Genomic DNA, 25,918 nt, shown 5'->3' with positions numbered 1-25,918 from the left:
TACCCAACCCACGAATACCAGAGAGATCCACCGTCGCTGATAGCCCTTCGCTCCCTGACCCGTAGGCATTGAGGACAACCGCATGCACCAGAGACAACCGAGCCCTTGACAGGTCAATCCATACCGGGAGCTTGGCTCCCACAGGGGGCAGATTCCCCGTCTGGCAGGAGCGCAGCTCCCACAGCGCCGACTCCAGCAACTCAGGAAAGCTCGCGGTACTCTTTTTCGAAGCGCTTGGTCTGCTTCTTGGAGACGCCGCCGAGTACCTCGATGGCGTGGCGCAGCCGCGCCCGGGTCATGTCGGAGCCGAGGATCGCCATGGCGTCCATCACCGAGGTGCTCGACGTCGAACCGGTGATGGCAATGAACACCGGGGCCAGGAACTCCTTCATCTTCAGTTCGAAATGGCCGGCCAGCGTCTTGACCTCGGCCAGCAGCGCTTCCTTGTGCCAGGACGGTACCGTCTCGAAGCGCCATACCAGGAACTGCAGCAGCCTGAGCAGCTCCTCGCGGCCGAGCTTGACGTTATCGAAACTCTCCTCGTCGATCGCCGGCAGGCCGGAGAAGAAGTGCCCCGCCAGCGGTGCCACCTGGGAGAGCGTCTCCACCCGCGGGCGTACCTGAGGCAGGATCTCGCGCACATACTCCTCGTTGAAGGCCCACTTCATCAGAGCCTCGAGGAAGGCCTGGTCATCGAGCTCCTCGCGGATGTAGACGCCGTTGAGCCAGGTGAGCTTCTCCAGATCGAACACCGGCCCGCCCAGCGACACCCGCTGGATGTCGAAGTGCGCCATCATCTCGTCGAGCGAGAATTTCTCGCGCTCGTCGGGCATCGACCAGCCCATGCGCCCCAGGTAGTTGATCACCGCCTGGGGCAGGAAGCCCATGCGCCGGTAGTAGTTGATGGAGGTCGGGTTCTTGCGCTTGGAGAGCTTCGACTTGTCGGGGTTGCGCAGCAGCGGCATATGGCAGAGCGCCGGCATCTCCCAACCGAAGTACTCGTAGAGCAGTTGATGCTTGGGCGCCGAATTGATCCACTCCTCGCCACGCAGCACATGGGTGATGCCCATCAGGTGGTCATCGACCACGTTGGCGAGGTGGTAGGTCGGCATGCCGTCGGACTTGAGCAGCACCTGGGCGTCGACCTGGGCCCAGTCCACCTCGATGGCACCGCGCAGCATGTCGTCGATCACGCAGGTACCGTCGCTGGGTACCTTCATACGCACCACATGGGGCCAACCCTCCCGCTCGCGGCGCGCCACCTCCTCGGCGGACAGCGCCAGGTCGGCGGGCTTGAGCGCCAGCTGCATGCCGGCGGCCTTGCGCGCCTCGCGCAGTTCGTCGAGCTCCTCTGCGGTCCGGTAGCACTTGAAGGCATGGCCCGAGGCGATGAGCTGGCGAGCGTATTCGGCGTAGATGTCGCCGCGCTCACTCTGGCGATAGGGCCCGTGAGGGCCGCCCACGTCGGGGCCCTCGTCCCACTCGAGCCCCAGCCAGCGCAGGGAGTCGAAGATCATCTGCTCGGACTCGGCGGTCGAGCGTACACGGTCGGTATCCTCGATACGCAGGATGAACTGACCGCCATGCTGGCGTGCAAAGCAGAGATTGAACAGGGCGATATAGGCGGTGCCGACGTGAGGGTCGCCGGTAGGTGACGGCGCGATACGGGTACGTACGGTCATGTCGTCCTTGGTCCTGGCAATGGAAATGACCCCTGCGGACAGGGTAATGACCGCATTATACGCACCTGGCCTGCCCCCGGCAGCCGTGCATCGCGGGAATCATTCCGCCCCGGCGCGGTCCATGCCGAGAGTCTCAGGTCAACCACGGCACCATCGCTCGGCATACCAAGGAGCACATCCGTCTTGCGAGTCAGGGCGGCGTCGAATAGCGTTGATGCGCAGTATTGCACAGTTGTGGATGATCACTGATGATCGCTGATCCCATTAATCGTCGACAGGATGGAGAAATGGATTCACTAGGCCCTCGTATCAAGGAACTGCGGCTGGAGGCCAACCTCAACAAGGCAGCGCTTGCCCGCAGGGTCGGTGTGTCCGACGTCACCATTTCCTACTGGGAATCCGGTGCCATCAAACAGATCGGCCATGAGCGACTGGTCGCCCTGGCCCAGGCGCTCGGTTGCCCCCTGTCGCGACTGATCGAGAACGAGGAGCGAGGGCGCGCCGCCCCCCTCTATCTGCGTCGCCTGCCCCCGGCTCCCTGGCAGGACCCCGGGGCACGTGCCATCGAGCTGCCCTTCGAACTGGTGCCGGCACAACGTTGGGAAGGGGAGTGTTACCTGCTGACCCCGGCTCCCGGCGAACCCTTCGACTTCCTCGACCAGGGCGACCTGGTAGCCATCGCCCCCACCGAGGTCTTCCGCCAGCCCGGGCTCTACCTGGTCGAACTGGCCGGTGCGCAGTGTATCCGCCGGGTTAGCCAGGGCCCCACCGGCGAACTGCAGTTCGAACGCCAGGGTAGCGACGAACTCATCCCCTACACCCCCGACTGCCGACTGCTCGGCAAGCTCGTGGCCCGCTGGCAGGCCAGCCCACTCTGACACTGGCTTCGCAGCGAGGCCCCTGGCAACCGCTCACTCGACGTTCAGCACCTCGACCTCATCGGCGGTGCGGCGTGGTTCACTGCCGACCAGGAAACGGTGCGAGCTGCTCGCCACCTGCCCCAGCCCATGACGCGACGTGCTGACCAGTGGCCCGCTCAGGTGCTCCCCCTGCTCACCGATGCGCTCCCGCACCGCTCGCGGCTGCACGCTGGCTTCCGGCAGGTTCACGGTGATGCGATAGCCGCCATCCGGCAGGCCGCTGCCGGGCCCGAAAGGCCCAGCGGCGAAGCGGCCACCCTCCAGGCTGGTCCGTGATTGCCAGCGCACACCACTGAGTTCACGCTCCACCACGATCTGCAGACGGCTCGAGTCGGGCAGGTTGCTCTCGCCCTCGACCATCAGGCGCCGATCGCTACGCAGCGTGGCCGAGAATTCGATCTCCACCGGCTCACTGAAGGGATCCACCTCGGGTTCGGGTTCAGGCTCGGGCACCGGCTCCTCCACGACCATGTCCTCGTCCGCTTCGGGGTCTTGCACTCCGTTATCGCTTCCCCCGCAGCCCGCGAGCAACAGCAAGACCAGCAGCCCCATGCCGGACAGTCGACACCACGCCTTCATGCAAGCCCTCCAGCCTTGTTGATTGACCCCCAGCCTACCACCGCGCCTCCACCCGCGTCCTGCCCGGCTCGGCCGGCTCAACCAGGCTCGGCGCATCCCCGGCACAGCGTGGTATACGGCAGCGCCTCGAGCCGGGCCGGGGCGATCGGCTCCTCACACACCTCGCAGATCTCGCCCTCCCCTGCGTCGATACGGGCCAGGGCGTGCACCACCTGTCGCAGCTCGGTTTCGGCCTCGCTCTCCAGGGAGTCGATCACGTCGTCGTTCTGCACCTCGACGGCCTGCTCCTCCATGTCCTTGTCCAACGGGCCCTCCCGGTGTTCCTTGTGCGCACGATAGCGATCCAGTCGCTCGATCAGTTCGTCGCGCATCTCCTCCAGTTTCACCTTCCGATCCACCATGAGATCACCTCGCGCAGGTCGCGGAACCACGAGCGGTATCACCGCCCTTCCCTCTCCTTCCATAGCATACGCCACTCGAAGTCGATGACGCCGCGGATCTAGCCCGGATGCTGGTGGGCCAGTCCTCCCACCATGGGCACTAGTGGCCCTGCCTGGTAAAATATGCGCTCTTCGCACAACCTCGTGATGCCCGATGCTCCAGCTCGACCGCACCTTTGCCATCGCCCCCATGCTCGATTGGACGACGAGAGACTACCGCGTCTTCGCTCGGGCCCTGACCCGGCGTGCGCTGCTCTATACCGAGATGGTGACCACCGGTGCCATCCTGCACGGCAGCCCGCGCAGCCGCTTCCTCGGCTACGACGACGTCGAGCATCCCCTCGCGCTGCAACTGGGTGGCAGCGACGCCGGGGAACTCGCCGAGTGCGCGGCCATCGCCGAGGAGTGGGGCTATGACGAGGTCAACCTCAACGTCGGCTGCCCCAGCGACCGGGTGCAGAACAACCTGATCGGCGCCTGCCTGATGGGGCATCCTCATAGGGTGGCCGTAGCGGTGCATGCCATGCGCGAGGCGGTGTCGATCCCGGTCACCGTGAAGTGCCGCATCGGCATCGACGACCAGGACGAGGACGCCGACCTCGAGCGCTTCATCACCCAGGTCGCCGATGCCGGCTGCGAGGTATTCATCGTGCATGCGCGCAAGGCGTGGCTGCAGGGGCTCTCGCCCAAGGAGAACCGCGATGTGCCGCCGCTCAACTACCCCCGGGTACACCGGCTCAAGCAGAGCCGTCCGGAACTGCACATCGGCATCAACGGCGGGCTCAAGACCCTGGACGAGTGCCGCGGGCAGCTCGACCACGTCGACAGCGTGATGGTCGGCCGCGAGGCCTACCAGAACCCCTGGCTGCTGGCCGGCATCGATGCGGCGTTCTACGGCGAACCAGGCCCGGTGGCCAGCCGACACGACGCGGCGCGCGCCCTGCGTCCCTACATCGCCCGCCGGCTCGAGGAAGGCGTCAGGCTCAACCACGTCACCCGCCACCTGCTCGGCCTGTTCCAGGGTCAACCCGGTGGGCGGCGCTTTCGTCGCCACCTCTCCGAGCACGCCCACCGCGATGGCGCCGGCCTGCAGGTATTCGACGACGCCCTGGGCCTGGTGACCGAGCGCGAACCACTCCCCGCCACCGCCTGATCAGTAGAGCGAGTCGGGCGGCGGTTCCAGGCTCGACTGGAAGCTCTCCACCGCGCTCTCGGCCTCCTCGATGGCGTCGAAGCGGGCGACATGGAACAGCGCCTCCCCCTCGTTGGCCAGCGGCAGTCGACTCATGCCGATGACGATGCCATCGGCCATGGCCCGCACCTCGCCCTCGGCGTTGCCGAAGGGGTCGGCCACCTTGCCCAGTACCTCGCCCTTCGCCACCCGCGCCCCCAGGCGCACCTGGGGCCGCAGGATGCCGTCGATGGGCGCGCGCGCCCAGCTCGAACCGTTGGCCAGCTCCGCCGCCGGCGGCTGGCGCCGACGGTGCTCGCCGGTCAGCATGCCGATCCGCCGCATCACGCGCAGCACGCCGCGCACCCCCGGGGCGATCGCCCACTCGTCGAAGCGCAGTGCCTCGCCGGCCTCGTAGGTGAGCACCGGAATGCCGCGGCTCTGGGCATAGTGGCGCAGGCTGCCCTCGCGCAGCTCGGCGTTGAGGATCACCGGAGCACCGAAGGCATTGGCCATGCGCTCGGTCTCGCTGCCCGGACTCAACTGGGCACGGATCTGCGGCAGGTTGGTACGATGAATGGCCCCGGTGTGCAGGTCGATGATATGGGTGGCGTGGTCGACGATCTGCTCACGGAACAGCGCCGCCACCCGCCCACCCAGCGAGCCCGATTCGCTGCCGGGAAAGCAGCGGTTGAGGTCACGCCGGTCGGGCAGGTAGCGGGTATGCTGCACGAAGCCGAAAACGTTGACGATGGGCACGGCGATCAGGGTACCCCGCACGCCCTGCAGCTGGCGCGAGCGCAGCAGGCGGCGCACGATCTCGACACTGTTGATCTCGTCGCCGTGGATGCCGCCGCAGACCAGCAGCACCGGGCCGCTCTGGCGACCGTGCACCACTTCCACGGGAATGTGCAGCTGCGCATGGGTATAGAGCCGGGCGACGGGGACGTCGATCTGAGTACGGGCGCCCGCCGCGACACGAACGCCGGCGAGTTCGAATGAGGGACGAGCCATGCGGTCACTTCCTGTAACGAAACGCTGTTCTGTCTGCTCCTTATACCCTGTCCACCGGCAAATGACGAGCCCTATACATTCATACACGAACGAATGTAAAAAACCCCTCACTCGGGTAGAATGAAAGTTGCTACGTGACGCCCGGAGAGTGCCCATCCATGGCCAGACGCACCAAGGCGGAAGCCGCCGCCACCCGAGAAGCCCTGCTCGACGCCGCCGAGGACATCTTCCTCGAACGTGGCGTCGCCCGCACCTCTCTCGAGCAGATCGCCCGCCATGCGGGCATGACCCGCGGTGCCGTCTACTGGCACTTCAAGAACAAGGCCGACCTCTTCCGCGCCCTGCTCGAGCGGGTCCGCATGCCCTTCGAGGAACTGGTCGAGGAGATCGATGATCCCGGCCTCGCCGAGGCCCCCCTGGAAGCCGTTCGGCTGGCCTGCCATCGGGGCTTCGAGCGCCTGGAGCAACCCCGCTACTGCCGCGTCTATTCTATTCTGATGCATCGCTGCGAGTTCTTCAGCGACATCAACCCCATCGCCATGCAGAACGAGATGGCCGAGGAGTCCTGCGGCGCCCTGGAGGAGTATTTCACCTGTGCGGCCCGGCTGGGCCAGCTACGCCCCGACGTCTCGCCCGAGGTCGCGGCACGGCTGCTCCAGTCGAGCCTCGGCGGGCTTTTCCACGACTGGCTGCGCAATCACGAACAGCTCTCGATCCGCGAGCGCGGCACCGAGGTGGTGGACACCCTGCTGCGGCTGCTCTCCCGCGGCCCCGCCCCTCGCTGATGCGTGCCCGGCGGGGTTTCGCCGTCGATCCCGCCTCAGGCGTCGACCTGCCAGCCGCCACCCAACGCCTTGAACAGCGTGGCCGTGGCGGTCAACCGGTCGCGCATCGCCTCGGAGAGGGCCAGCTCGGCGGCGAGCAGTGACCGCTGGGCATCGAGCAGCTCGATGAAGCCGACGAAGCCCTCCCGGTAGCGAACCTCCGCCAGCTCCAGGGTGCGTTCAAGCGCCTCGACCTGGGCCCGAATGGCCTCGACCCGCTCGCCGCTGGTCTCGTAGACCACCAGGGCATCGCGCACCTCGTTGAAGGCCTGGATCACGGTGGCGCGATACTGCACCTCGGCCTGCTCGGCCAGCGCCTCGGCGGTGTCGACCCGGGAGCGCGAGCGGCCGAAGTCGAACAGCGGCCCCATCACCGTGGCCGAGAGCCCCCAGGTGCCGGCGGCCGAGGCGAAGAGATCGCCGGCATCCGTGGCAGCAGTTCCCAGCAACCCGCCCAGGTTGAGCCGCGGCAGACGGCTCGCCTCGGCCACGCCGATGCCCGCATTGGCGGCGATCAGCCCCGCCTCGGCGGACCGGATGTCGGGGCGTCGCGCCAGCAGGCTCGAGGGCAACACCGCGGGTACCCCGTCGGGCAGGACGAACGTCTCCAGGTCGGCGTCACCGAAGTCCAGCTCGGCCATCAGCTCCGCCGGGCTCATGCCCACCAGGGTCGCCAGCACGCCCTCCAGGGTGCGCACCCGCTGCACCCGCACGGGCAGCTGGGCCCGGGTGGTCTCGAGCTCCGACTGCGCCTGGCGCAGCGCCAGTTCGTCGGTCTCGCCGGCGTCGAAGCGCAACTGCTCGAGGCGATAGGTCTCCTCGCGCGATTCCAGGGTCGACTCGGTGATGCCCAGCTGGTGCTGGGCACTCTTCAGGTCGAAGTAGGTGGTCACCACGTCGGCGATGACATTGAGACGCACCGCGTCGTGGGCGAAGACGCTCTGGTCGAGCTGCGCCTCGGCCGCCTCACGCTCCCGGGACAGACGACCCCAGAGGTCAAGCTCGTAGTCGAGCACGCCGGCCAGCACGAAGCGGTTGTCGGTAGACGCGACGCCGAAAGGCGAGACGCTGGCCGGGGTCCGCTCACGAGACGCCTCGGCCTGGGCGTTCACCGAGGGCAACTGCTCGGCACGGGCCAGGCCGAGCCGCGCCCGGGCTTCCTCGATGCGTGCCAGCTGCAGGCGGATGTCCAGGTTGTCCGCGCTGGCCCGCTCGACCAGGGTGTCGAGCCGGGGATCCTCGAACTGGCGCCACCAGTGCTGCCACGCCTGGCGCGACGCCTCCGAGAGCAACACATGCTCGGGCCACTGCTCGGGCAGCTCGAGCTCGGGAGCCCGGTAGTCGGGCCCCACGGCGCAGCCGGCCAGCAGCACCGTGCCCAGCACCAGGGCCACCAGCCTGCCGGAGCGCCTTGACGATGGTTCACGCATGTTCGGGCTCCTCCCCTGCCAGGCGCGCCTTGCGCTCGCGACGCCAGGTCGCCAGGTCTTCCAGCAGCTTGTAGGCCAACGGCACGAAGATCAGCGCCAGCGAGCTCGCCAGCAGCATGCCGCCCACCACCACGGTCCCGATCTCCTGCCGGCTGGCCGCACCGGCACCGGTGGCGAACACCAGCGGCAGGGTGCCGATGATGAAGGTCAGGGCGGTCATCAGGATGGCGCGGAAACGCTGCCGTGCCGCGGCCAGCGCCGCCTCGCCGGAGCTCATGCCCGCGCGGCGGTTCTGGGCCGCGAACTCGACGATCAGGATGGCGTTCTTGGCCGCCAGGCCGATCAGCACCAGCAACCCCACCTGGAAATAGATGTCGTTGGGGAAGCCGCGCAGCATCGCCGCCAACGCCGCCCCCAGCACGCCGAAGGGTACCGCCGTGGCCACCGCCAGCGGCAGGGTCAAGCGCTCGTACTGGGCCGCCAGGATCAGGAACACCATCACCATGCCCAGGCCGAAGGCGAGCCCGCCGGCCCCGGCCGCGGCATCGAGCTGGTAGGCCTCGCCGATCCAGCCGAGCAGGGTGTTGCCGTCGGTGAGTACCTCGGCGGCGACCTCGTCCATGGCCGCCTTGGCCTGGCCGGTGGTGTAGCCCGGAGCCGCATCGGCCAGGAACTTGGCCGCCGAGTAGACGTTGAAGCGGTTGATGATGTCCGGCCCCGGCTCACGCTTGAGGGTGACCAGCGAGCTCAGTGGCATCATCTCGCCGGTCTCGGAACGCACGAAGACCTTGTTGAGGTCCTCCGGCTTGCTGCGGAACTCGCCCTCCGCCTGCAGGTTCACCTGCCAGTTGCGTCCGGCCAGGGTGAAGTCGTTGACGTAGAGCGAGCCGAAGGTGCTCTGCATGGCGTCGAAGATCTGGTTGATCGGCACGCCCACGGCCCGCGCCTTTTCGCGATCCACCTCGGCGCTGTAACGCGGGATGGAGGTATCGAGGGTGGTGCGGGCGTTGGCCAGCTCGGGGCGCTCGTTGGCCGCCGCCGCCAGCGCACCGGCCAGTTCCTGGATCTCGTTCACCGTGGCGTCGCCACGCACCTGCAGGTAGCCCTCGACGCCACCGGTCAGCGACAGTCCCATGATCGGCGGTGGAGTGAAGGCGAAGACGTTGGCCTCGGGGATGCCGGCCCCCATGCCCATGATGCGTCCCGTCAGGGACTGGGCGTCCTGTCCCGGGCCGCGGCGATCGTCCCAGTCGGCGAGGTTGGCGAAGCCCACGCCCGCGTTGCTGCGCAGCGAACCGGCGATGATGTCGAAACCGGCGAAGCTGGTGAACTCGTCGATCTCGTCCATCCCGGTCAGCATGGCGGAGAGCTGGTCGCGCACCGTCGCGGTACGCGACAGCGCCGAGACCGCCGGCAGCTGGTAGACCACCAGCGCCACGCCCTGGTCCTCCTGGGGGACCAGGCCCGGTGGCAGGCGCGTCATCGAGAACAGCGTCAGCACGATGATCCCGGTGAACAGCACCACCCCGATCACCGCATGGCGCAGCAGCTTGCCCACGGTCCAGGTGAAGCCCGCGGTCAGCTTGTCGAAGGCGGCGTTGAACCACTGGAACGGCTTGGAGACCGTGTGCGGCTGCTTGTCGAGCAGCAGCGCGCACATGGCCGGCGTCAGCGTCAGGGCGACGATGCCGGACACCACCACCGAGATGGCGATGGTCACCGCGAACTGGCGATAGAGCTCGCCGGACAGGCCGCCGAGGAAGGCCACCGGGGCGAATACCGCCACCAGCACCAGGGTCGAGGAGACCACCGCACCGGCCACCTGTTTCATGGTCGCGATGGCGGCATCGCGGGCCTTCATGCCCTGCTCGTTGATCAGCCGGTCGACGTTCTCCAGCACGATGATGGCGTTGTCGACCACAATGCCGATGGCCAGCACCAGGCCGAACAGGGTCAGCAGGTTGACCGAGAAGCCCAGCGCCAGCATGCCGGCGAAGGTCCCGATCAGCGATACCGGGATCGCCGCCACCGGAATCAGGGTGGCGCGCAGGTGCTGCAGGAAGGTGAAGGTCACCAGCACCACCAGGACCACCGCCACCAGCAGGGTGATGAATACCTCCCGGATCGAGATCTCGACGAACTCGGTGGTGTCGTAGGGCACGCTATAGGCCACGCCCTCGGGGAAGCGTTCGGCGACCTCGTCCAGCGTCGCGTGCACGGCGGCCGCCGTCTCCAGGGCATTGGCCCCGGGTTGCAGGTAGACTCCCATGGGCACCGCTGCCTGGCCGTTGTAGGTGGCCGAGAAGGCGTAGTTCTGCGCGCCCAGCTCGGCCCGGGCCACGTCGCCGAGCCGCAGGGTGCCGCCATCCTCGTCGGCGCGCAGGATGATGGCCTCGAACTCGGCCGGCTCGGAGAGCTGGCCGCGAGTGGTCACGGTGAAGGTGAAGGCCTGGTCCTCGGGCGCCGGTTCGGCGCCCAGGCGGCCGGCGGCGAACTGGGCGTTCTGCTCGCGGATCGCCGCGGCCACCTCGGCGGGTGTCAGGTCGTACTGGGCCAGCTTGTCCGGGGAGAGCCAGATCCGCATGGAATAATCCTGGGCACCGAACAGCGAGGCATCGCCCACCCCGGGGATACGCACCAGCTCGTCGAGCACGTTGAGCAGCGCATAGTTGGAGATGAACAGCGGTTCCTGGCTGCCGTCCGGCGAATACATCACCGGCACCATCAGCATGTTGGTCGAGCGCGCCTCGACCCGCACGCCCTGGTCGCGTACCTGCTGCGGCAGGCGCGCCGCGGCGGCCTGGACGCGGTTGTTGACGTTGATCGCCGCCTGGTCGGGGTCGGTGCCCATCTCGAAGGAGACGGTGATCTGCAGGCTACCTGCGTCGGTGGCGCTGGACTCCAGGTAGATCATGTTGTCGACGCCGTTGATCTCCTGCTCCAGCGGCGCCGCCACGGCTTCGGCCAACACCTCGGCGCTGGCCCCGGGATAGTTGGCCTCGACCACTACCTGGGGCGGCACCACGTCGGGATACTGCTCCACCGGCAGCGCCCGCAGGGCGGCGAGCCCGGCCAGCACGATGATGATGGAGATGACCGAGGCGAAGATCGGTCGATCGATGAATAGCCTGAGCATCACGCCTCCTCGTCGGACTGGGCGTCTCTGGGTTGCGCCTCGGCAGCAGACGCCCCGACCTCCTCGGCCTCGACCGGCATGCCGTCCTGCAGCGCCACCTGCCCATTGACCACGAGGCGCTCTCCCGGCTCGAGGCCGGAGAGGATCACCTGCTCGCCGCCGACGATGGGGCCGAGCTCGACGACGCGCGCCTCGGCGACGTCGTCGGCGACCACGAAGACCCGGGCGCCTTCGGCCCCCTGCCCCACGGCGGCCTGGGGTATCCGATAGACGTCCTCGAGGTTCTGTACCTCGACCCTCACCCGCACGAACTGGCCGGGCACCACCTCGCCGTCGGGATTGGGGAAGACAGCCCGAGCCGAGACGCTGCCGGTGCGCGGGTCGATGGTGCTGTCGGTGAAGTCGATCACCCCGCTCTCGGCATATTCTCGGCCATCGGGCAGGATCAGCCGCGCCTCGCGACGCTCCACCTCGCCGTTGGCGACCATGGCCCGCCGCGCGGCGCGCTGCAGGGCGGCGTCGCCCTCCGGCAGCGCGAAACGCACATGCACCGGGTCCTGCTGGGTCACGGTGGTCAGCAGGGTGCCGCGCTCGATCAGGCTCCCCTCGGGGAAGCTCTCGAGCCCGGTCATGCCGGCGAGCGGCGCACGCACCTCGGTGTAGTCGAGGTTGAGCTGCGCAGTGGCGACCCCCGCCTCGGTCAGGGCGTAACGCGCCTCGGCCAGTTCCCGGGCGGAGAGCGCGGTGTCCCGCTCGCGTTCGCTGACGGCGTTCTGGTCGTACAGCGCCGAGATGCGCTGCCACTCGCGGTTGGCCTGGTTCAGCTCGGCGCGGGCATTGGCCCGCTCGGCCTCGGCGCGCTTGAGTTCGATCTCGTAGGGCTCGCGGTCGATACGAAACAGCGGGGCGCCATCCTCGACGACCTGCCCCTCGACATAGAGGCGCTCCTGCAGGATGCCCTGCACCCGAGCACGCACCTCCACCTCGCGGGAACCACGCACCCGCGCGGCATACTCCGCCTCGACCGACACGGAGCCCGGCGACACGCCGACCACGAAGACACGGGGAGGCGGCCTGTCGCCGCCCATGGGACCGCCCTGTCCCCCGACATCGTCCTGGCCACAGGCAGAGAGCAAGGTCGCCAGCAGGCCGACCATCAGGACGTATCGAAGGGGGCTGCGCCCTGCGAGGGGTACCAGACGCATGCAATGCCTCCACTGTGGAAAGTGCCATCGGGAATCCGAAGCGGCACGGGGCGCCATCGGGGCCCCGCGTTCAGAAACGGTCGTTTGTCAGGAGTCGGGGATTATAGCTACATCCATGTATGTATGCTAGCCGTCCCCTGATCGTCTTCTCGTCCCCATCGGGGAAGTCGGTTATGCTGCCATGCAGCATAGCCCTTCGATAACAGCCCTTCGATAACAGCCCTTCGATGGAGGCAGCGATGGATGCACTGGAGCTGATTCGGGTACGGGAACTCGAGGTGGCCGTCCGCATCTGGCACCCCGAGGCCCCGAGGACCGTGGTCGCCTGGCACGGGCTGGCCCGTCATGGCGGCGATTTCGCCGGCCTGGCCCGGGAGCTCGGCCCCGGTTGGCGGGTACTGGCCCCGGACACCCCCGGGCGGGGCCTGTCGAGCTGGTCGCTCTATCCCGCCCACGACTACCTCTACTCCCACTACATGACGGTGGCCGTGGCGGTGCTCGATCACTTCGGCCTGGAGCGGGTCCCCTGGGTGGGCACTTCCATGGGCGGCCTGCTGGGCATGCTGCTGGCCGCCGAGGCCGAGACCGCCGGACGCATCGAGCGGCTGGTGCTCAACGACGTGGGGCCCGAGCTCGACCCCGACGGCCTGACCGAACTGGCCACCTACTTCGGCGTGCCCCATCGCTTCCACCGCTTCGGTGACCTGGAGAAGGAGTTGCGCCGCCACTACGTCGGCTTCGGCATCGAGGGCGACGATGCCTGGCGCCAACTGGCGCTGGGCAGCGCCCGCCGCCTGCCCGATGGCAGTTGGACCTATCACTACGATCCCCGCATCGGCGAGCAATTCATCCACGACACACCCCGCGATACCTGGGCCGACTGGGCCGCGATCCACTGCCCGCTGATGGTGATCCGCGGCGAGACCTCGCCGCTGCTGCGTGCCAACAGCGTGGTACGCATGGCCGAGGTCCATCCCCGCCTGGTCCGTCTCAAGGTGCCCGGCTGTGGCCACGCCCCGATGCTCGACCGCCCGAGCCAGGTCACCCCCATCGCCGATTTCCTCACTCGCCCCCGGCGCGACCTGCTGCCGGCCGCCGACCGCCGCCACGGCATGCCCTGGTGGCAGCGGGGCATTCGCTGGATGAAGGCGCTTCGCGGCGGCTGATCAGGCCGCCTCCAGCCGCGCCACCGTGCGCTCCACCCCGCTGCGGTAGGCGCCGCCGAACAGCAGCAGGTGGTTGAGCAGCGGGTAGAGCTGAAACAGCGCCTCGCGCCTCGGCCAGTCGGCCGGGGGATCGCCATTCCAGTAGGCCTCGAAGAAGGCCTCGCCGGGGGAGCCGAACAGCGTCAGCATGGCGAGATCCACTTCCGGATAGTGGCGGTATACCGCCGGGTCGATGACCGCTGGCCCCCGAGGCGTGAACAGCACATTGCCCGCCCACAGGTCACCGTGGAGCAGACTCGCCGGGGCATCGGGCAGCCAGCCCTCCAGCCCCTCGGCGATCGCCTCGAGCCGAGCGCGCAGGCGGTTGTCGAGCAGCCCCCGGACCTGGCAGGCCTCGACCAGCGGCAGCAGGCGACGCTCGCGCTGAAAGGCCCGGCCATCGCCGAGCGGGGCGTTGGACTGGGGCGTACGCCCGCAGGCGTTGTCGCGGGGCCAGCCATGCTCGCCCGCGGCATGGCCGTGCAGTTCACGCAACCCCTCGCCCAGGGTGGCCTCGTCGCTCGCCGAACGGGACACCGTTGCCAGCGCCTCCATCACCAGCCAGCCGTCGCCTGCGGCCAGCACGGCGGGCACGACCAACCGGGTGCCGGCCTCACGCAGCGCCTGCAGTCCCTCCGCTTCACCGGCCAGGCGTACCGGATCGTCGCGCTTGACCACCGCCGGCCCCCGATCGGTTGCGACGCGATAGACCGCGGCGATATCGCCACCCCCCAGCGGGTGCAGTTCGCCGTGCGGTGTCAGGCCATGACGCGCCAGCAACGTCGAGAGAGCGGGTTCCATGCCATATCCCCTTTCCTGTACCTGCCACCAGCCTCACCAGTGTCGGAATGTGAATCAAGTGCCTAGGCTCGTTGACCAAGTACAGTAAGCACGCGACGTTACCGCCACCCTGCACGGAGCACTGGCCTGGCCAGCACCTACAGTAAAGAAGCCTCTTCCCGGAATCGCCCATGGAAGGGCGGAGCAAGCCGCGAGGTCACCGATGGATCCAGCCAATGAGACCCGACGTGCACAGCAAGCCGAAGCGTTGCAGCACCGGCTGCTCGACGTGATCGACGCCCTGGTGCGCGAGACGCAGCCCCGCCGCGGCAAGACCGGCCGGCCGACGCTCGACTCACGCCTGGACCGGGACCTCGGCCTCGACAGCATGGCCCGCTCCGAGCTGCTGCTGCGGCTCGAGGACGCCTTCGGCGTGACGCTGCCCGAGACCGCCCTGATGGCGGACACCCCGGCGGAGCTGCTGGAGATCCTGCTGGCCACCCCGGCCGGCGACCGCGACACGGCACCCGCCACGCCCACCCCGCACGTCGAACCGGTACAAGGCACTCCCGATGCCGCCGACAGCCTCAATGCGGTTCTCGACTGGCACCTGGCGCGCCACCCCGATCGCCCCCACCTGCATGTCTACGGCGACGGGGACACGCCACGCACGCTGAGCTACGCCGATCTCGATCGCGGCGCCCAGGGCATCGCCGCGGCCCTGTGCCAGCGCGGCGTGCAACCCGGGGATCGCATCGCGTTGATGCTGCCTACCGAGCCGGACTACTTCACCGCCTTCTTCGGCATCCTGCGCGCCGGCGCCGTGCCCGTGCCCATCTATCCCCCGGCCCGCCCGACCCAACTGGAAGAGCACCTGCGGCGCCACGGGCGCATCCTGACCAGTGCCGGCGCACAGATCCTGATCACGGTGGCCGAGGCCCGCCGAGTGGCGCACCTGCTGCGGGCCGAAGCACCGCGGCTGTCGGCCATCGTCACGGTGGCGGAGCTTGCGAATTCGACCGCCGGGGGGGCCACGCCCCCCGAGCCGCCCGCCTCGTCGGACCTGGGCCTGCTGCAGTTCACCTCCGGCAGTACCGGCGACCCCAAGGGGGTCATGCTGACCCACGGGCAGCTGCTGGCGAACATCCGCGCCATGGGCGAACGCCTGGAGGCGACCTCCCGGGACGTCTTCGTCAGCTGGCTGCCGCTCTACCACGACATGGGCCTGATCGGCGCCTGGCTCGGCAGCCTCTACCACGCCATCCCGCTGGTGGTGATGTCACCGCTCGCCTTCCTGGCCCGCCCGCTGCGCTGGCTCGAGCTGATCCACCGCCACCGGGCCACCCTCTCTGGCGCCCCCAACTTCGGCTACGAGCTCTGCCTGCGCGCCCTGACACCCGAGCGGGTCCAGGGGCTGGACCTGAGCTGCTGGCGGGTCGCCTTCAACGGGGCGGAGCCGGTCAGCCCCCGCACCATGCAGCGCTTCACCGAGGGCCTGGCCGACTGCGGGCTGCGCCCGGACGCCCCGATGCCCGTGTACGGGCTGGCCGAGGCGGCGGTGGGGCTGTGCATCTCCCCGCCCGGGCGAGGCCTGCGGCTCGACCGGGTGGATCACGAAGCCTTCACGCGCAAGCAACAGGCGCGCCCGGTCCATGGCCACGAGCCGACCCTGACCTTCGTCAACTGCGGTCCACCGCTGCCCGGCTACGCGGTCCGCATCGTCGATCGTGATGGCCACGAGCTGGCGGAGCGACACGAGGGCGACATCGAATTCCGCGGGCCCTCGGCCACGGCGGGCTATTTCGACAATCCGGCGGCGACCCGCGACCTCTTCGACGGCGAGTGGCTGCGCACCGGCGACCGCGGCTACCTCGTCGACGGCGACCTTTATATCAGCGGCCGGGTCAAGGATGTGCTGGTGCGCGGCGGGCGCAACCTCTACCCCTACGACCTCGAGGAGGCCATCGGCCGCATCGAGGGCGTCAGGAAGGGGTGCGTGGCGGTGTTCGGCAACCCCGATCCGGAGAGCGGTATCGAGGAGCTGGTCGTGGTGGCGGAAACCCACGTCGACGACCCGGCCCGCCGCGACGCGATCACCCGGGCGATCCGCGACGTCACGGTCGACATCGTCAACATCCCGGCCGACGCCATTCGCCTGGTCCCGCCCCACAGCATCCTGAAGACCTCCAGCGGCAAGCTGCGTCGCACGGCGACCGCCGAGCGCTATCGCAGCGGTCGCCTGGGCCTGCGCGCCACCCCCGTCTGGCGACAGGCGCTCGGGCTGGCGGCGAAGGCCGGCCTGCAGCGCTCGCGAGTGCATCTGGTGCGGTTCGTCGAGATCCTCTATGCCGGTTATGCCTGGAGTATCTTCGGCCTGGGGGCCGCCCTGGTCTTCCTGCTGGCGCTGCCCCTGCCGCGGCCCGCCTGGCGCTGGCGCGTCGCGCACCATCTCAGCCGCCTGGCCGCGGTACTGGCCGGGATTCGCCTCGAGCGCCAGGGAGTCGAGCGCCTCCCCCAGCGGGCGCCCTGCGTGCTGGTGGCCAATCACGCCAGCTACCTGGACGCCCTGGTGCTGACGGCGACGCTGCCGCGGGGATTTCGCTACCTGGCCAAGACCGAGCTCCAGCGGCACCTGCCGCTCCGGCTGATACTGAAGCGCATGGGTGCGCTGTTCGTGGAGCGCTTCGATCCCCGCCAGGCCACCCGCGACACCGCCCGCATCCTCGAGGCCGTCGACGCCGGCGACGCCCTGGCGTTCTTCCCGGAAGGCACCTTCCGCTCGGAGGCCGGCCTCGGTGACTTCCATATGGGGGCCTTCGTCACCGCCGCCCAGGCCGGCGTCCCCGTGGTGCCGGTGGCCCTGCAGGGCACCCGTGAGGTACTGCGCGGCAGCGAGTGGTTTCCCCGCCCCGGCCGCGTGCGCATCAGCGTCGGCGAGGCGATCCAACCGACGGCCACCGGCTGGGCCGAAGCCGTCAGGCTGCGCGACACCGCCCGATCGTTCATCCTGTCGGCGAGCGACGAGCCGGACCTGACCGCCCCCTGAGTCAGACGACGATCACGCTGCGATGATACAAAAAGGCCGCCCGGTCGGGCGGCCAGACAGGGAACGGCAGGGGCAGCCGTCGGAGGAGCCGTGGGGCTACTCGGGCATCAGGACGCTGTCGATCACGTGAATGACGCCGTTGCTGGCCTCGACATCGGCCTGGATCACGGTGGCATCGTCGATCATCACCTGCCCGTCCATGGTGGTGATGGTGAGGTCCTGTCCCAGGACGGTGGTCGCGCTGTCCGCGCCCATGGCGTCCTCGGCCATGATCTTCCCGGGCACCACGTGATAGGTGAGGATGGCCTGCAACTGCGCCTGGTTCTCCGGCTCGAGCAACCCCTCGACGGTACCCTCGGGGAGGGCGGCGAAGGCCTCGTCGGTGGGGGCGAAGACGGTGAGGGGCCCTTCCCCCTTGAGCGTCTCGACCAGGCCGGCGGCCTCGACGGCAGCCACCAGGGTCTGGAACTGACCGGCCTCGACGGCGGTATCGACGATGTCCTTGTCCATGGACGAATGGCTCCCGGCCTGGACGGCACTCGCTAGCAGCAGGCCAGCCAGGCCCGTACCGAGAGACAGGGATAGGGCACGATTGATGATACGCATGGGGTCTCACTCCTCCTGGTGGGCGAAGGCACGTCGGCGGCCACGCCCTGATCTGGGGAATCCGGTCCGACGCGGCGGCGTCAAGACCTATACAGACACTAGACCATGCACATGATTTGAACAAGATATGTTTTACCCTTGTACAAGAAAATTCCCCGAGCTGACACGACAGGGGCTTCTGTGGCACAACAGGGAGGACGAAACCCACGAGGAGAGGATCCCATGTACAAGCTGGCCTTCTTCGTCCCGGTGGCGGACGCCGAGACCGTCAAGGAAGCGATCTTCGCCACCGGTGCCGGCCGCATCGGCGACTACGAGGCGTGCTGCTTCCAGACCCCGGGCACCGGACAGTTCCGCCCGCTGGCCGGGGCCAATCCACATATCGGCCGGGTCGGCGACCTGGAGCGGGTGGAGGAGCTCAAGGTGGAGCTGGTCTGCGAGGATGCCCTGATCCGAGAGGCGGTGGCCGCGCTCAGGGCTGCCCATCCCTACGAGGAGCCGGCCTTCGACGTCTGGAAGCTGGAGACCTTGTGACACGACGACGCCTGCCGCGGGGCCATCCCGCGGCAGGGCGCGGACTCACCTCAGCGGATAAAGCCCAGCTGACGCGGCAGGAACAGCGACAGTTCCGGTACGAAGGTGGTGATCAGCATCACCGGCAGTCCCACGCAGGCGATCAGCAGCAGCGCCGGCGAGAAGGTCTTGTGGATCGACACCCGGCCGATGCGACAGGCCATGTAGAGGATCGGCGCCACCGGCGGACTGTTGGCACCGATCACCACCGAGCAGGCCACGATGGAGGCGTAGTGCACCGGATGGATTCCCGTCTCCACCATCAACGGCAGGAACAGCGGCGCGATGACCACCGTCACCGAGACGTCGTCGAGGATGGCGCCGGCCAGGATCAGGAAGACGTTCACCGCGATCAGGATCATCAAGGGATCGCTGATCATCACCGTGATCAGCTCGGTGAGCTCCTGGGGCACCCGCTCCGCGGCGAGGATCCGCCCGATCATGAACGAGAACAGCAGGATCAGGATGATCGACCCGGTGGTCTCCGAGGCGGCGATCACGCTGCGGTAGAAGCTCCCCAGGGTCTGGTCGCGATAGACCAGGAAGCCGATGACGATGGCGGCGAAGGCCGCCACGGCCGCGGCCTCGGTGGGTGTGAACACGCCACCGTAGATGCCGCCGAGGATGATCACCGGCAGGCACAGCGCCGGCAGCGCGCGCAGGGTGGCGCGGCGGCGGGAGCGCTGACCCGCCGCGGCGCCCTCCTGGCCCGCCACTTCCTGGAACAGCCGCCCGCAGGCGAGGCGATTGACCAGGATCAGTCCCACGATCAGCAGCAGCGCGGGCCCCACCGTGGCGGCGAACAGCGCCGCCACCGACTGGCGGGTCACCACGGCGAACAGGATCATGGTGATCGACGGCGGGATCAGGATGCCCAGCAGCGACGAGATGCCGAGCAGCGCCGAGGAGTAGCCGCGGGGATAGCCGCGCTGCTCCAGGGGCCCGACCATGATGGTACCGATCGAGGCGACCGCCGCCGTGGCGGTACCGGCGATGGCGCCGAAGATCCCCGAGGCCAGCACCATGGACGCCCCCATCCCGCCCCGCCGCCGCCCCACCAGGGTCTCGATGAAGACCACCAGCCGGGTGGCGATGCCGCCGCTCTGCATCAGGTAGCCGGTCAGCACGAACAGCGGCAGGGCGATCAGGATCACCGAATCCACGGAGCGGAACCCCTGCAACATCAGGGTATTGAAGTTGGCGTCGTAGACGAAGGCCAGGTAGGCCAACACACCGGCGAAGGACCAGGCGATGGGGACGCCCAGCCCCATCAGGATCAGCAGCAGAACGATCGCGAGCAAGCCTTCCATCATCGCTCTCCCAGGGTCGCGAGAGGTGCCGACCGGCCGGCACCAGTGAACTGGCGGATTCCCGCGACGAGGTCTCGCAGGGCATAGCAGAAGCAGCCGACGCTGGCGACCATGATCGAGAGCTGGGAGATCCACAGCGGAATGGCCAGCTCGGGGGTACGCTGGGGCCGCACCATGCCCCACGAGAGCATGCTCCAGGCCCAGTAGACGAAGAAGGCGCAGATCACCGCGACGATGGTCGAGACGAGCGCCTTGTGCAGCGCCCGGGTACGCGAATCGCGGATCTGCAGTTCGAGGAAATCCACCACCAGGTGCTCGTTCTGGCGGCTGGCGATCAGGGCCCCGGTCATGTAGAGCCACATGCCGGCGAGCATCACCAGCTCCAGGGTGCCGACCAGCGACCAGCCGAAGACATAGCGCGCCAGGATCAGGAACACCATCAACCCCACCACGAGCAGGCTCGCGGTGAAGGCGATGATATCGAGCAAGCGACCGACCCACAGGTCCAGCCGGGAAAGAAACCTCTGCATGACGAGCTCTCCACGCAGTAAGGGGTCGACCCGCCGGGCGGGTCGACGCCATGGCTAGCGAATCACCTCACCCGTTACAGCGGCGTGGCGTTGGCGCGGATGACATCCATGATGTCCTGGCCGATCTCGCGGCCCATCAGCGGCCAGACCTGCTCGCGGGCACGCCGGGCGAAGTCGTGGATCTGCTCGTCGGCGAGCTCGAAGTACTGCATGCCATCCTCCTGGGCCTTGGCGATGTAGAACTCGTCCTGCTCGCGGGCCGCCACGAACTGCTGGTTCATCACCTCGAGTGCCGCCTCGCTGACCACCTGCTGGTGGGCCTCGCTGAGCGACTCGAAGGCCTCCATGTTCATGGTGAGGATGCCGGTCATGAAGAAGTGCTTGGTGTGGACGTAGTAATCGAGGATGTCGCGGAAATACTCGTAGGGCCAGTAGATGACATTGCCGGCCTCGCCGTCGACCACGCCGGTCTGCAGCGCGGTATAGACCTCGCCCCAGTCGATGGCAGCAGTCTGGTAACCGAGCGCCTGCATGGTCTGGGGGGCCGGGAACACCGTCATGGTACGCACCGCCAGATCGGCGGCCTGCTCGACATCGAGGGCGTACTTGCCACGGGAGGCGACGCCGTTGAAGCCTTCCGGCCAGGGGCCGAAGAACTTCAGACCGATATCGGCATAGATGTCGCCGAGCAGTTCATTGACCCAGCCCCCCGGGCTGTAGGCCTCGAAGGCTTCTTCCCAGGACAGGGTCATGTAGGGGGTGTAGATGACACCGATGCGCCGATCGTAGGAGGTCATCGGCCAGTTGAGCATCATGTGCACGTCACCGGAGACCAGCAGATCGAAGACCTCCTGCTGCCCACCGATCTCGTTCTGGTAGAAGATATTGACCTGCAGCTCGCCGCCCGAATTCTCCTCGATCAGGCGCCCCCAGGTCTCCAGGGCGTCCCCGGCGGGGGAGCCCTTGGTCCCTGAATCCGTGGCCAGGCGCAGGGTGGTGGCCTCGGCATCGAGCGAAGCCCCCATCAGGAAGATAGCAGCAGTGAAGGCCGAAACCGCGGGCAGGAATCCGCCTTTCGTGGCAAGTGTCATGACCGAATCTCTCGCGTAGTTGTGGTTGGCACGACACTGTTTACCGCCCGCCCCAAAACCGGTCAATGAACCTCTCTGAAACGACAAATAAGTATTGACGACTATAAAAGACCAATTAAGCAGATATTTTTATGGAAAATAAGCGATATAATGCCATCCTCTCGCTTTATCGGTCGGGAAAGGCCGCAAAGCCATGAGGCGCCGGCTCGAGGTGCCGTGTCGCCGATGCCTGCCTGGAGGTCGCATCAGGGCAGGATTGCAGGGGGCGCTTTTTACCTGACCCGCAACCCTGACCCAGGTCATTGTTTTACAGTCGAAAGTCTGCTGATCCCCGGGTAGAGGGCGCCACCCGTGCTATCCCAGGCGCGCGTCGATCAGCGCCTCCAGGGCCTGCTGGTCCTCGGCGAAGCGGCGGATGCCCTCGGCCAGCTTGTCGTTGGCCATGGCATCCCGGTTATGCTCCCAGCGGAACGCGGCCTCACTCAGCGGGGCCGGACGCGACCCCGAAGCCTCCGCCATGGCCACCCGACGCTCCACCTCGCCGTCGCTCGCCGCCAGCTCCTCGAGCAGGGCCGGCGAAATGGTCAGCCGCGGGCAGCCGGCCAGCGCCAGCACCTGGCCGGTGGTGCGGAAGCTCGCCCCCATCACCACGGTGTCGTAGCCGCCCTCGCCGGCGCGGGCGCAGACCCCACGCACGAACTGCACGCCGGGATCCTCGTCCGGCGTGAAATCACGGCCGGTTTCCTTCTTGTACCAGTCGGTGACCCGGCCGACGAAGGGCGACACCAGGAACACCCCGGCATCGAAGCAGGCCTGGGCCTGGGCCTCGCTGAACAGCAGGGTCAGGTTGCAGTTGATGCCCTCGCGCTCCAGCACCTCGGCGGCGCGGATGCCCTCCCAGGTCGAAGCCAGCTTGATCAGCACCCGCTCCGGGCCCACGCCGCGCCGGCCGTAGAGCTCGATCAGCTCGTGGGCCTTGCGGATGCTGGCCTGGGTGTCGAAGGACAGTTTGGCGGCCACCTCGGTGGAGACCCGGCCGGGCACCAGCCGGGAGATCTCCACCCCCTTGGCCACGGCGAGCCGGTCCACGGCGTGCTCGACCTGCTGCTGCCGGTCACCTCCCTCGGCCCTGACCGCAGCCAACTCCGTGTCGATCAGCGCCTGGTAGCCGGGCAGCTCGAAGGCCTTGAGCAGCAGCGAGGGGTTGGTGGTGGCGTCCTGGGGCCGGTAACGGCGGATCGCCTCCAGGTCGCCGGTGTCGGCCACCACCAGGGAGTGGCGTTTGAGATTGTCGAGCCGTGATGTCATGGCGTCCTCCTTATGCTGTCGATGAACAGAGAGTGTCCGGAACGATGATCAAGCCGCGATACCATGCCGCTCGGCCAGTGCCCGCCGGTAGCGGTCGTAGGCGGCGCGATAGGCATCGACACTCGCCGGGGCGGGGTCGGCCCGCGACTGCTCGTCGAGGTGCACCAGGCGCTCGCAGAGTGCGGCCAGCGACACGCCCCGATCTCGTTGATGACACCAGGCGGCCTGCAGCGCCGCGCCGAGGGCCGCGGCATCGGTGACCTCGGGGCAGATCACCTGGGTATCGGTGATGTCGGCGACCATCTGCCGCCACACCGGGCTCTTGGCCCCGCCGCCGATCAGGCGGATCTGGCTGGCCCCCTCGGCCAGCCCCCCGAACAGCTCGAGGCCATAGCGCAGGCCGAAGGTGGCGCCCTCCATCACCGCCCGGCACAGATTGGCCGGGGTGGCGTTGACACCACTCAGGCCGAGGAAGCTCGCGGTGGCCTCGGGCAGCATCGGTACCCGCTCGCCGTTGAAGAACGGCAGCACGGTGACGCCCTCGGCACCGATCGGCGCACCGGTGACCCGTTCGCCGAAGGCTGCCAGGTCGAGGTCGAACAGCTCGCGCACGCGGGTGGTGGCCGAGGTCACGTTCATGGTGCAGATCAGCGGCAGCCAGCCACCGGTGCTCGAACAGAAGTTGGCGACCATGGCGCTGTCGGCGATCACCGGCTCGGGCGAGTAGGCGCACAGGGTGCCCGACGTGCCGAGGCTCATGGTCACCAGGCCCGGGGTGATATTGCCGGTACCAATGGCGCCGAGCATATTGTCACCCCCACCGCTCGACACCAGCACATCGTCGGATAGCCCCAGCTCCCGGGCCACCTCGGGGCGTACCACGCCGACCGGCGCATGGGACTCGATCAGCCGCGGCAGCACCCCGCCGGGGTCGAGCTCCGGGGCGATCTCGGTGAACACGTCCTCTCGCCAGCGCCGGGTGCGGGTATCGAAGTAGCCGGTGCCGGAGGCGTCCCCGGCCTCGGTGACCCGCTCGCCGGTCAGCCAGAAATTCAGGTAGTCGTGGGGCAGCAGCAGCGTGGCGATGCGCCGGTAGGCCTGGGGCCGGTGCTCGCGCAGCCAGGCCAGCTTGGAGGCGGTGTAGCCGGTCTGCAGCACCAGGCCAAGCCGGTCGAGACACTCCGCCTCACCGCCCAGGCGCTCGACCAGGGCGGCGTTGTGCGTCGCGGTTTCGGTGTCGCACCACAGCTTGGCCGGGTGCACCGGCTCGCCGGCGGCGTCCAGGGCCACCAGGCCGTGCTGCTGGCCGGAGACGCCGATGGCGCGCACCGCACGAGCATCGATGCCGGTCCGTGCCACCGCCTCGCCGAAGGCGCCGCGCAGCGCTGCCACCCACTCGCCGGGATCCTGTTCGCGGCGCCCATGGTCGCCCTCGATCAGACGGTGCGGACGACTCGCCTCACCGAGAATCGCCGCCCGTTCGACGTCGACCACCACCACCTTGGTACTCTGGGTACCGCAATCCACCCCGATATACATCACACCATTCCTTTTGCGCCGACCAGTGTCTCGAGGGTAGCGCGTGCGCCACGCTCGTGCAGAGAGCTCAGGGCAACCAGGTAGGCCTCGCGGAAGCGCGCATTCTCGGCCAGCTCGCCGAACAGCTCGCGATTCTCGATAAAGGCGGTCGGGTGCTCGCGGTTGCGCTGCGCCAGCGCCATCAATTCCCCCTTGAGGCGATCCACCACCGCGATGGGCTCGCCCCGCTCGTCGACGCCCTCGGCATAGCGCGCCCAGCTCGCCACCACCGCCGCCGCGCGGTGGACCTCGCCCCCCGTCTCGAGCTGCTGGCGGATCACCGGCACCAGCCACTTGGGGATGCGATCCGAGCTCTCGGCGCACAACCGGGCCAGGGTGTCCTTGACCTGGGGGTTGGCGAAGCGCTCGATCAGCGTCAGGCGGTAGCGTTCGAGGTCCACCCCCGGCACCGGCGCCAGGGTCGGCGAGGCCTCGCGGCGCATGTAATCGAGCAGGAAGTCGACGAACAGCGGGTCCTGGCACACCTCGTGGGCATAGCGATAACCGGCCAGATAGCCGAAGTAGGTCAGCGCCTGGTGGCTCGCATTGAGCAGTCGCAGCTTCATCAGCTCGTAGGGCTCGACGTCGTCGACCAGCTGCACGCCGGCCATGTCCAGCGGCGGGCGGCCGGCGACGAAATGGTCTTCCAGCACCCACTGGGTGAAGGGCTCGCAGACCACCGGCCAGGCGTCGTCGAGGCCGAAACGCGCCGCCAGCTCGTCGATGTCGGCCTCGCTGGTCACCGGGGTGATGCGATCGACCATGGCGTTGGGAAAGGCCACCGAGGCCTCGATCCAGTCGGCGAGTTCCGGGTCCCGGGCCCGGGCGTAGGCGCAGAAGGTCCCCCTGGCCACCTCGCCGTTGCCCTGGATGTTGTCGCAGGACATCAGGGTGAACGGCGCCACCCCGCGTTCGCGACGCCGTGCCAGGCCCTCGACGATCAGCCCGAAGGCGGTGCGCGGCGCCGTGGGGTGCTCGAGATCGTGGCGGATATCGGGATTGGCCAGGTCGAACTCGCCGGAGACCGGATGGACGTTGTAGCCGCCCTCGGTGACGGTCAGCGAGACGATGCGGATCGCCGGGTCGGCCAGCAGCTCGATCACCGCTGCCGGGTCGTCGGGGGCGAACCGATAGTCGATGAGGCTGCCGATGACTCGCGGCTCCCGGCGCCCATCCGGGTGCTTCACCACCAGGGTATAGAGGTGGTCCTGGGCGGCCAGGACCTCCTGCATGCGGCGGTCGCCGGGCATCACCCCGATGCCGACGATGCCCCAGTCCAGTGCCTCGCCTCGGTTCATCAGGGCATCCAGGGTCATGGCCTGGTGGGCGCGGTGGAAGCCGCCGACCCCGAAGTGGACGATGCCCGGGGTCACCTCGCGTCGATCGTAGGCGGGCCGGGCCACCTCGGGGGAGAGTTGGGCGATAGTGTCGTTGTTGAGTCGGATCATGGGAGTCTCCGGCCGAGTCGTGCCCGGCGTGTCGGCCCGCGG

The 25,918-nt window shown here is 68.3% G+C and carries 21 protein-coding genes; 6 read left to right on the top strand and 15 right to left on the bottom strand.

Annotation, left to right across the window (positions count from 1 at the left end):
* Positions 1 to 200: 200 nt before the first annotated feature.
* Positions 201 to 1,682: a glutamate--tRNA ligase gene (gene gltX, locus AC5W54_RS18665; RefSeq protein ID WP_495963602.1), complete on the bottom strand. Its 1,482-nt coding sequence runs from the start codon at positions 1,680 to 1,682 to the stop codon at positions 201 to 203.
* 287 nt (positions 1,683 to 1,969) lie between these two features.
* On the opposite strand from gltX, the gene AC5W54_RS18660 reads away from it, so the two are divergent.
* The gene (locus tag AC5W54_RS18660) at positions 1,970 to 2,560 is read left to right on the top strand and encodes a helix-turn-helix domain-containing protein (RefSeq protein ID WP_495963601.1); all 591 of its coding nucleotides are present in this window, start codon (positions 1,970 to 1,972) and stop codon (positions 2,558 to 2,560) included.
* Positions 2,561 to 2,593: 33 nt separating this feature from the next.
* Here AC5W54_RS18660 and AC5W54_RS18655 read toward each other — a convergent pair whose 3' ends face one another.
* Together AC5W54_RS18655 and AC5W54_RS18650 are read right to left on the bottom strand one after the other, a co-directional pair.
* A complete protein-coding gene (locus tag AC5W54_RS18655; protein ID WP_495963600.1) occupies positions 2,594 to 3,181 on the bottom strand; it encodes a hypothetical protein in 588 nt (195 codons plus the stop codon).
* Positions 3,182 to 3,258: 77 nt separating this feature from the next.
* Positions 3,259 to 3,582 (bottom strand): TraR/DksA family transcriptional regulator, encoded by a 324-nt coding sequence (locus tag AC5W54_RS18650; RefSeq protein ID WP_495963599.1) that lies wholly within the window; start codon positions 3,580 to 3,582, stop codon positions 3,259 to 3,261.
* Positions 3,583 to 3,775: 193 nt separating this feature from the next.
* Between AC5W54_RS18650 and dusA the strand changes: the two genes are divergently transcribed.
* Entirely contained in the window at positions 3,776 to 4,774 is a 999-nt protein-coding gene (gene dusA / locus AC5W54_RS18645; protein WP_495963598.1) for a tRNA dihydrouridine(20/20a) synthase DusA, read from the top strand.
* On the opposite strand, the gene AC5W54_RS18640 is transcribed toward dusA, so the two are convergent.
* On the bottom strand, positions 4,775 to 5,806 hold the full coding sequence (locus AC5W54_RS18640) for a succinylglutamate desuccinylase/aspartoacylase family protein (protein ID WP_495963597.1): 1,032 nt from the start codon (positions 5,804 to 5,806) through the stop codon (positions 4,775 to 4,777).
* 158 nt (positions 5,807 to 5,964) lie between these two features.
* On the opposite strand from AC5W54_RS18640, the gene AC5W54_RS18635 reads away from it, so the two are divergent.
* On the top strand, positions 5,965 to 6,591 hold the full coding sequence (locus AC5W54_RS18635; protein ID WP_495963596.1) for a TetR family transcriptional regulator: 627 nt from the start codon (positions 5,965 to 5,967) through the stop codon (positions 6,589 to 6,591).
* Between the two features lie 35 nt (positions 6,592 to 6,626).
* Here the strand turns inward: AC5W54_RS18635 and AC5W54_RS18630 are convergent, their stop codons facing one another.
* From AC5W54_RS18630 to AC5W54_RS18620, 3 genes are read right to left on the bottom strand one after another with little or no spacing between them, the layout of a single operon-like run.
* Positions 6,627 to 8,060, bottom strand: a complete 1,434-nt coding sequence (locus AC5W54_RS18630; protein ID WP_495963595.1) for an efflux transporter outer membrane subunit — start codon at positions 8,058 to 8,060, stop codon at positions 6,627 to 6,629.
* Entirely contained in the window at positions 8,053 to 11,196 is a 3,144-nt protein-coding gene (locus AC5W54_RS18625) for an efflux RND transporter permease subunit (RefSeq protein WP_495963594.1), read from the bottom strand. Before AC5W54_RS18625 ends, AC5W54_RS18630 begins: the two co-directional genes overlap by 8 nt.
* Positions 11,196 to 12,401 carry an efflux RND transporter periplasmic adaptor subunit gene (locus AC5W54_RS18620; RefSeq protein WP_495963593.1) on the bottom strand — a complete coding sequence of 402 codons (1,206 nt, stop codon included), beginning with the start codon at positions 12,399 to 12,401 and terminating at the stop codon, positions 11,196 to 11,198. Before AC5W54_RS18620 ends, AC5W54_RS18625 begins: the two co-directional genes overlap by 1 nt.
* Positions 12,402 to 12,640: 239 nt before the next feature.
* Here AC5W54_RS18620 and AC5W54_RS18615 point away from each other — a divergent pair, with 239 nt between their 5' ends.
* The gene (locus AC5W54_RS18615; protein WP_495963592.1) at positions 12,641 to 13,567 is read left to right on the top strand and encodes an alpha/beta fold hydrolase; all 927 of its coding nucleotides are present in this window, start codon (positions 12,641 to 12,643) and stop codon (positions 13,565 to 13,567) included.
* Here AC5W54_RS18615 and AC5W54_RS18610 read toward each other — a convergent pair whose 3' ends face one another.
* Positions 13,568 to 14,407: a fructosamine kinase family protein gene (locus tag AC5W54_RS18610; protein ID WP_495963591.1), complete on the bottom strand. Its 840-nt coding sequence runs from the start codon at positions 14,405 to 14,407 to the stop codon at positions 13,568 to 13,570.
* A gap of 202 nt (positions 14,408 to 14,609) precedes the next feature.
* Between AC5W54_RS18610 and AC5W54_RS18605 the strand changes: the two genes are divergently transcribed.
* Positions 14,610 to 17,432, top strand: a complete 2,823-nt coding sequence (locus AC5W54_RS18605) for an AMP-binding protein (protein ID WP_495963590.1) — start codon at positions 14,610 to 14,612, stop codon at positions 17,430 to 17,432.
* A 96-nt stretch (positions 17,433 to 17,528) separates the two neighbouring features.
* Here the strand turns inward: AC5W54_RS18605 and AC5W54_RS18600 are convergent, their stop codons facing one another.
* Complete coding sequence (locus AC5W54_RS18600) at positions 17,529 to 18,038, bottom strand: fasciclin domain-containing protein (RefSeq protein WP_495963589.1); 510 nt, start codon at positions 18,036 to 18,038, stop codon at positions 17,529 to 17,531.
* A gap of 222 nt (positions 18,039 to 18,260) precedes the next feature.
* Here AC5W54_RS18600 and AC5W54_RS18595 point away from each other — a divergent pair, with 222 nt between their 5' ends.
* A complete protein-coding gene (locus AC5W54_RS18595) occupies positions 18,261 to 18,572 on the top strand; it encodes an NGG1p interacting factor NIF3 (RefSeq protein ID WP_495963588.1) in 312 nt (103 codons plus the stop codon).
* Positions 18,573 to 18,622: 50 nt separating this feature from the next.
* Here the strand turns inward: AC5W54_RS18595 and AC5W54_RS18590 are convergent, their stop codons facing one another.
* From AC5W54_RS18590 to AC5W54_RS18565, 6 genes are all read right to left on the bottom strand, one after another.
* Positions 18,623 to 19,921 (bottom strand): TRAP transporter large permease, encoded by a 1,299-nt coding sequence (locus AC5W54_RS18590; RefSeq protein WP_495963587.1) that lies wholly within the window; start codon positions 19,919 to 19,921, stop codon positions 18,623 to 18,625.
* Positions 19,921 to 20,451: a TRAP transporter small permease gene (locus AC5W54_RS18585; protein ID WP_495963586.1), complete on the bottom strand. Its 531-nt coding sequence runs from the start codon at positions 20,449 to 20,451 to the stop codon at positions 19,921 to 19,923. Before AC5W54_RS18585 ends, AC5W54_RS18590 begins: the two co-directional genes overlap by 1 nt.
* Positions 20,452 to 20,525: 74 nt before the next feature.
* Positions 20,526 to 21,542, bottom strand: coding sequence for a TRAP transporter substrate-binding protein DctP (dctP, locus tag AC5W54_RS18580; protein ID WP_495963585.1), 1,017 nt, complete (start codon positions 21,540 to 21,542; stop codon positions 20,526 to 20,528).
* 354 nt (positions 21,543 to 21,896) lie between these two features.
* A complete protein-coding gene (gene tal, locus AC5W54_RS18575) occupies positions 21,897 to 22,850 on the bottom strand; it encodes a transaldolase (protein ID WP_495963584.1) in 954 nt (317 codons plus the stop codon).
* 48 nt (positions 22,851 to 22,898) lie between these two features.
* Complete coding sequence (gene xylB / locus AC5W54_RS18570) at positions 22,899 to 24,389, bottom strand: xylulokinase (RefSeq protein ID WP_495963583.1); 1,491 nt, start codon at positions 24,387 to 24,389, stop codon at positions 22,899 to 22,901.
* Positions 24,389 to 25,876 (bottom strand): mannitol dehydrogenase family protein, encoded by a 1,488-nt coding sequence (locus AC5W54_RS18565; RefSeq protein ID WP_495963582.1) that lies wholly within the window; start codon positions 25,874 to 25,876, stop codon positions 24,389 to 24,391. The genes xylB and AC5W54_RS18565 overlap by 1 nt, the downstream gene beginning before the upstream one ends.
* Between the last annotated feature and the right edge of the window lie 42 nt (positions 25,877 to 25,918).

It is taken from the genome of Halomonas sp. LMYGS-3, from assembly GCF_059509875.1.
This window is presented reverse-complemented; position numbering and strand designations above follow the sequence as displayed.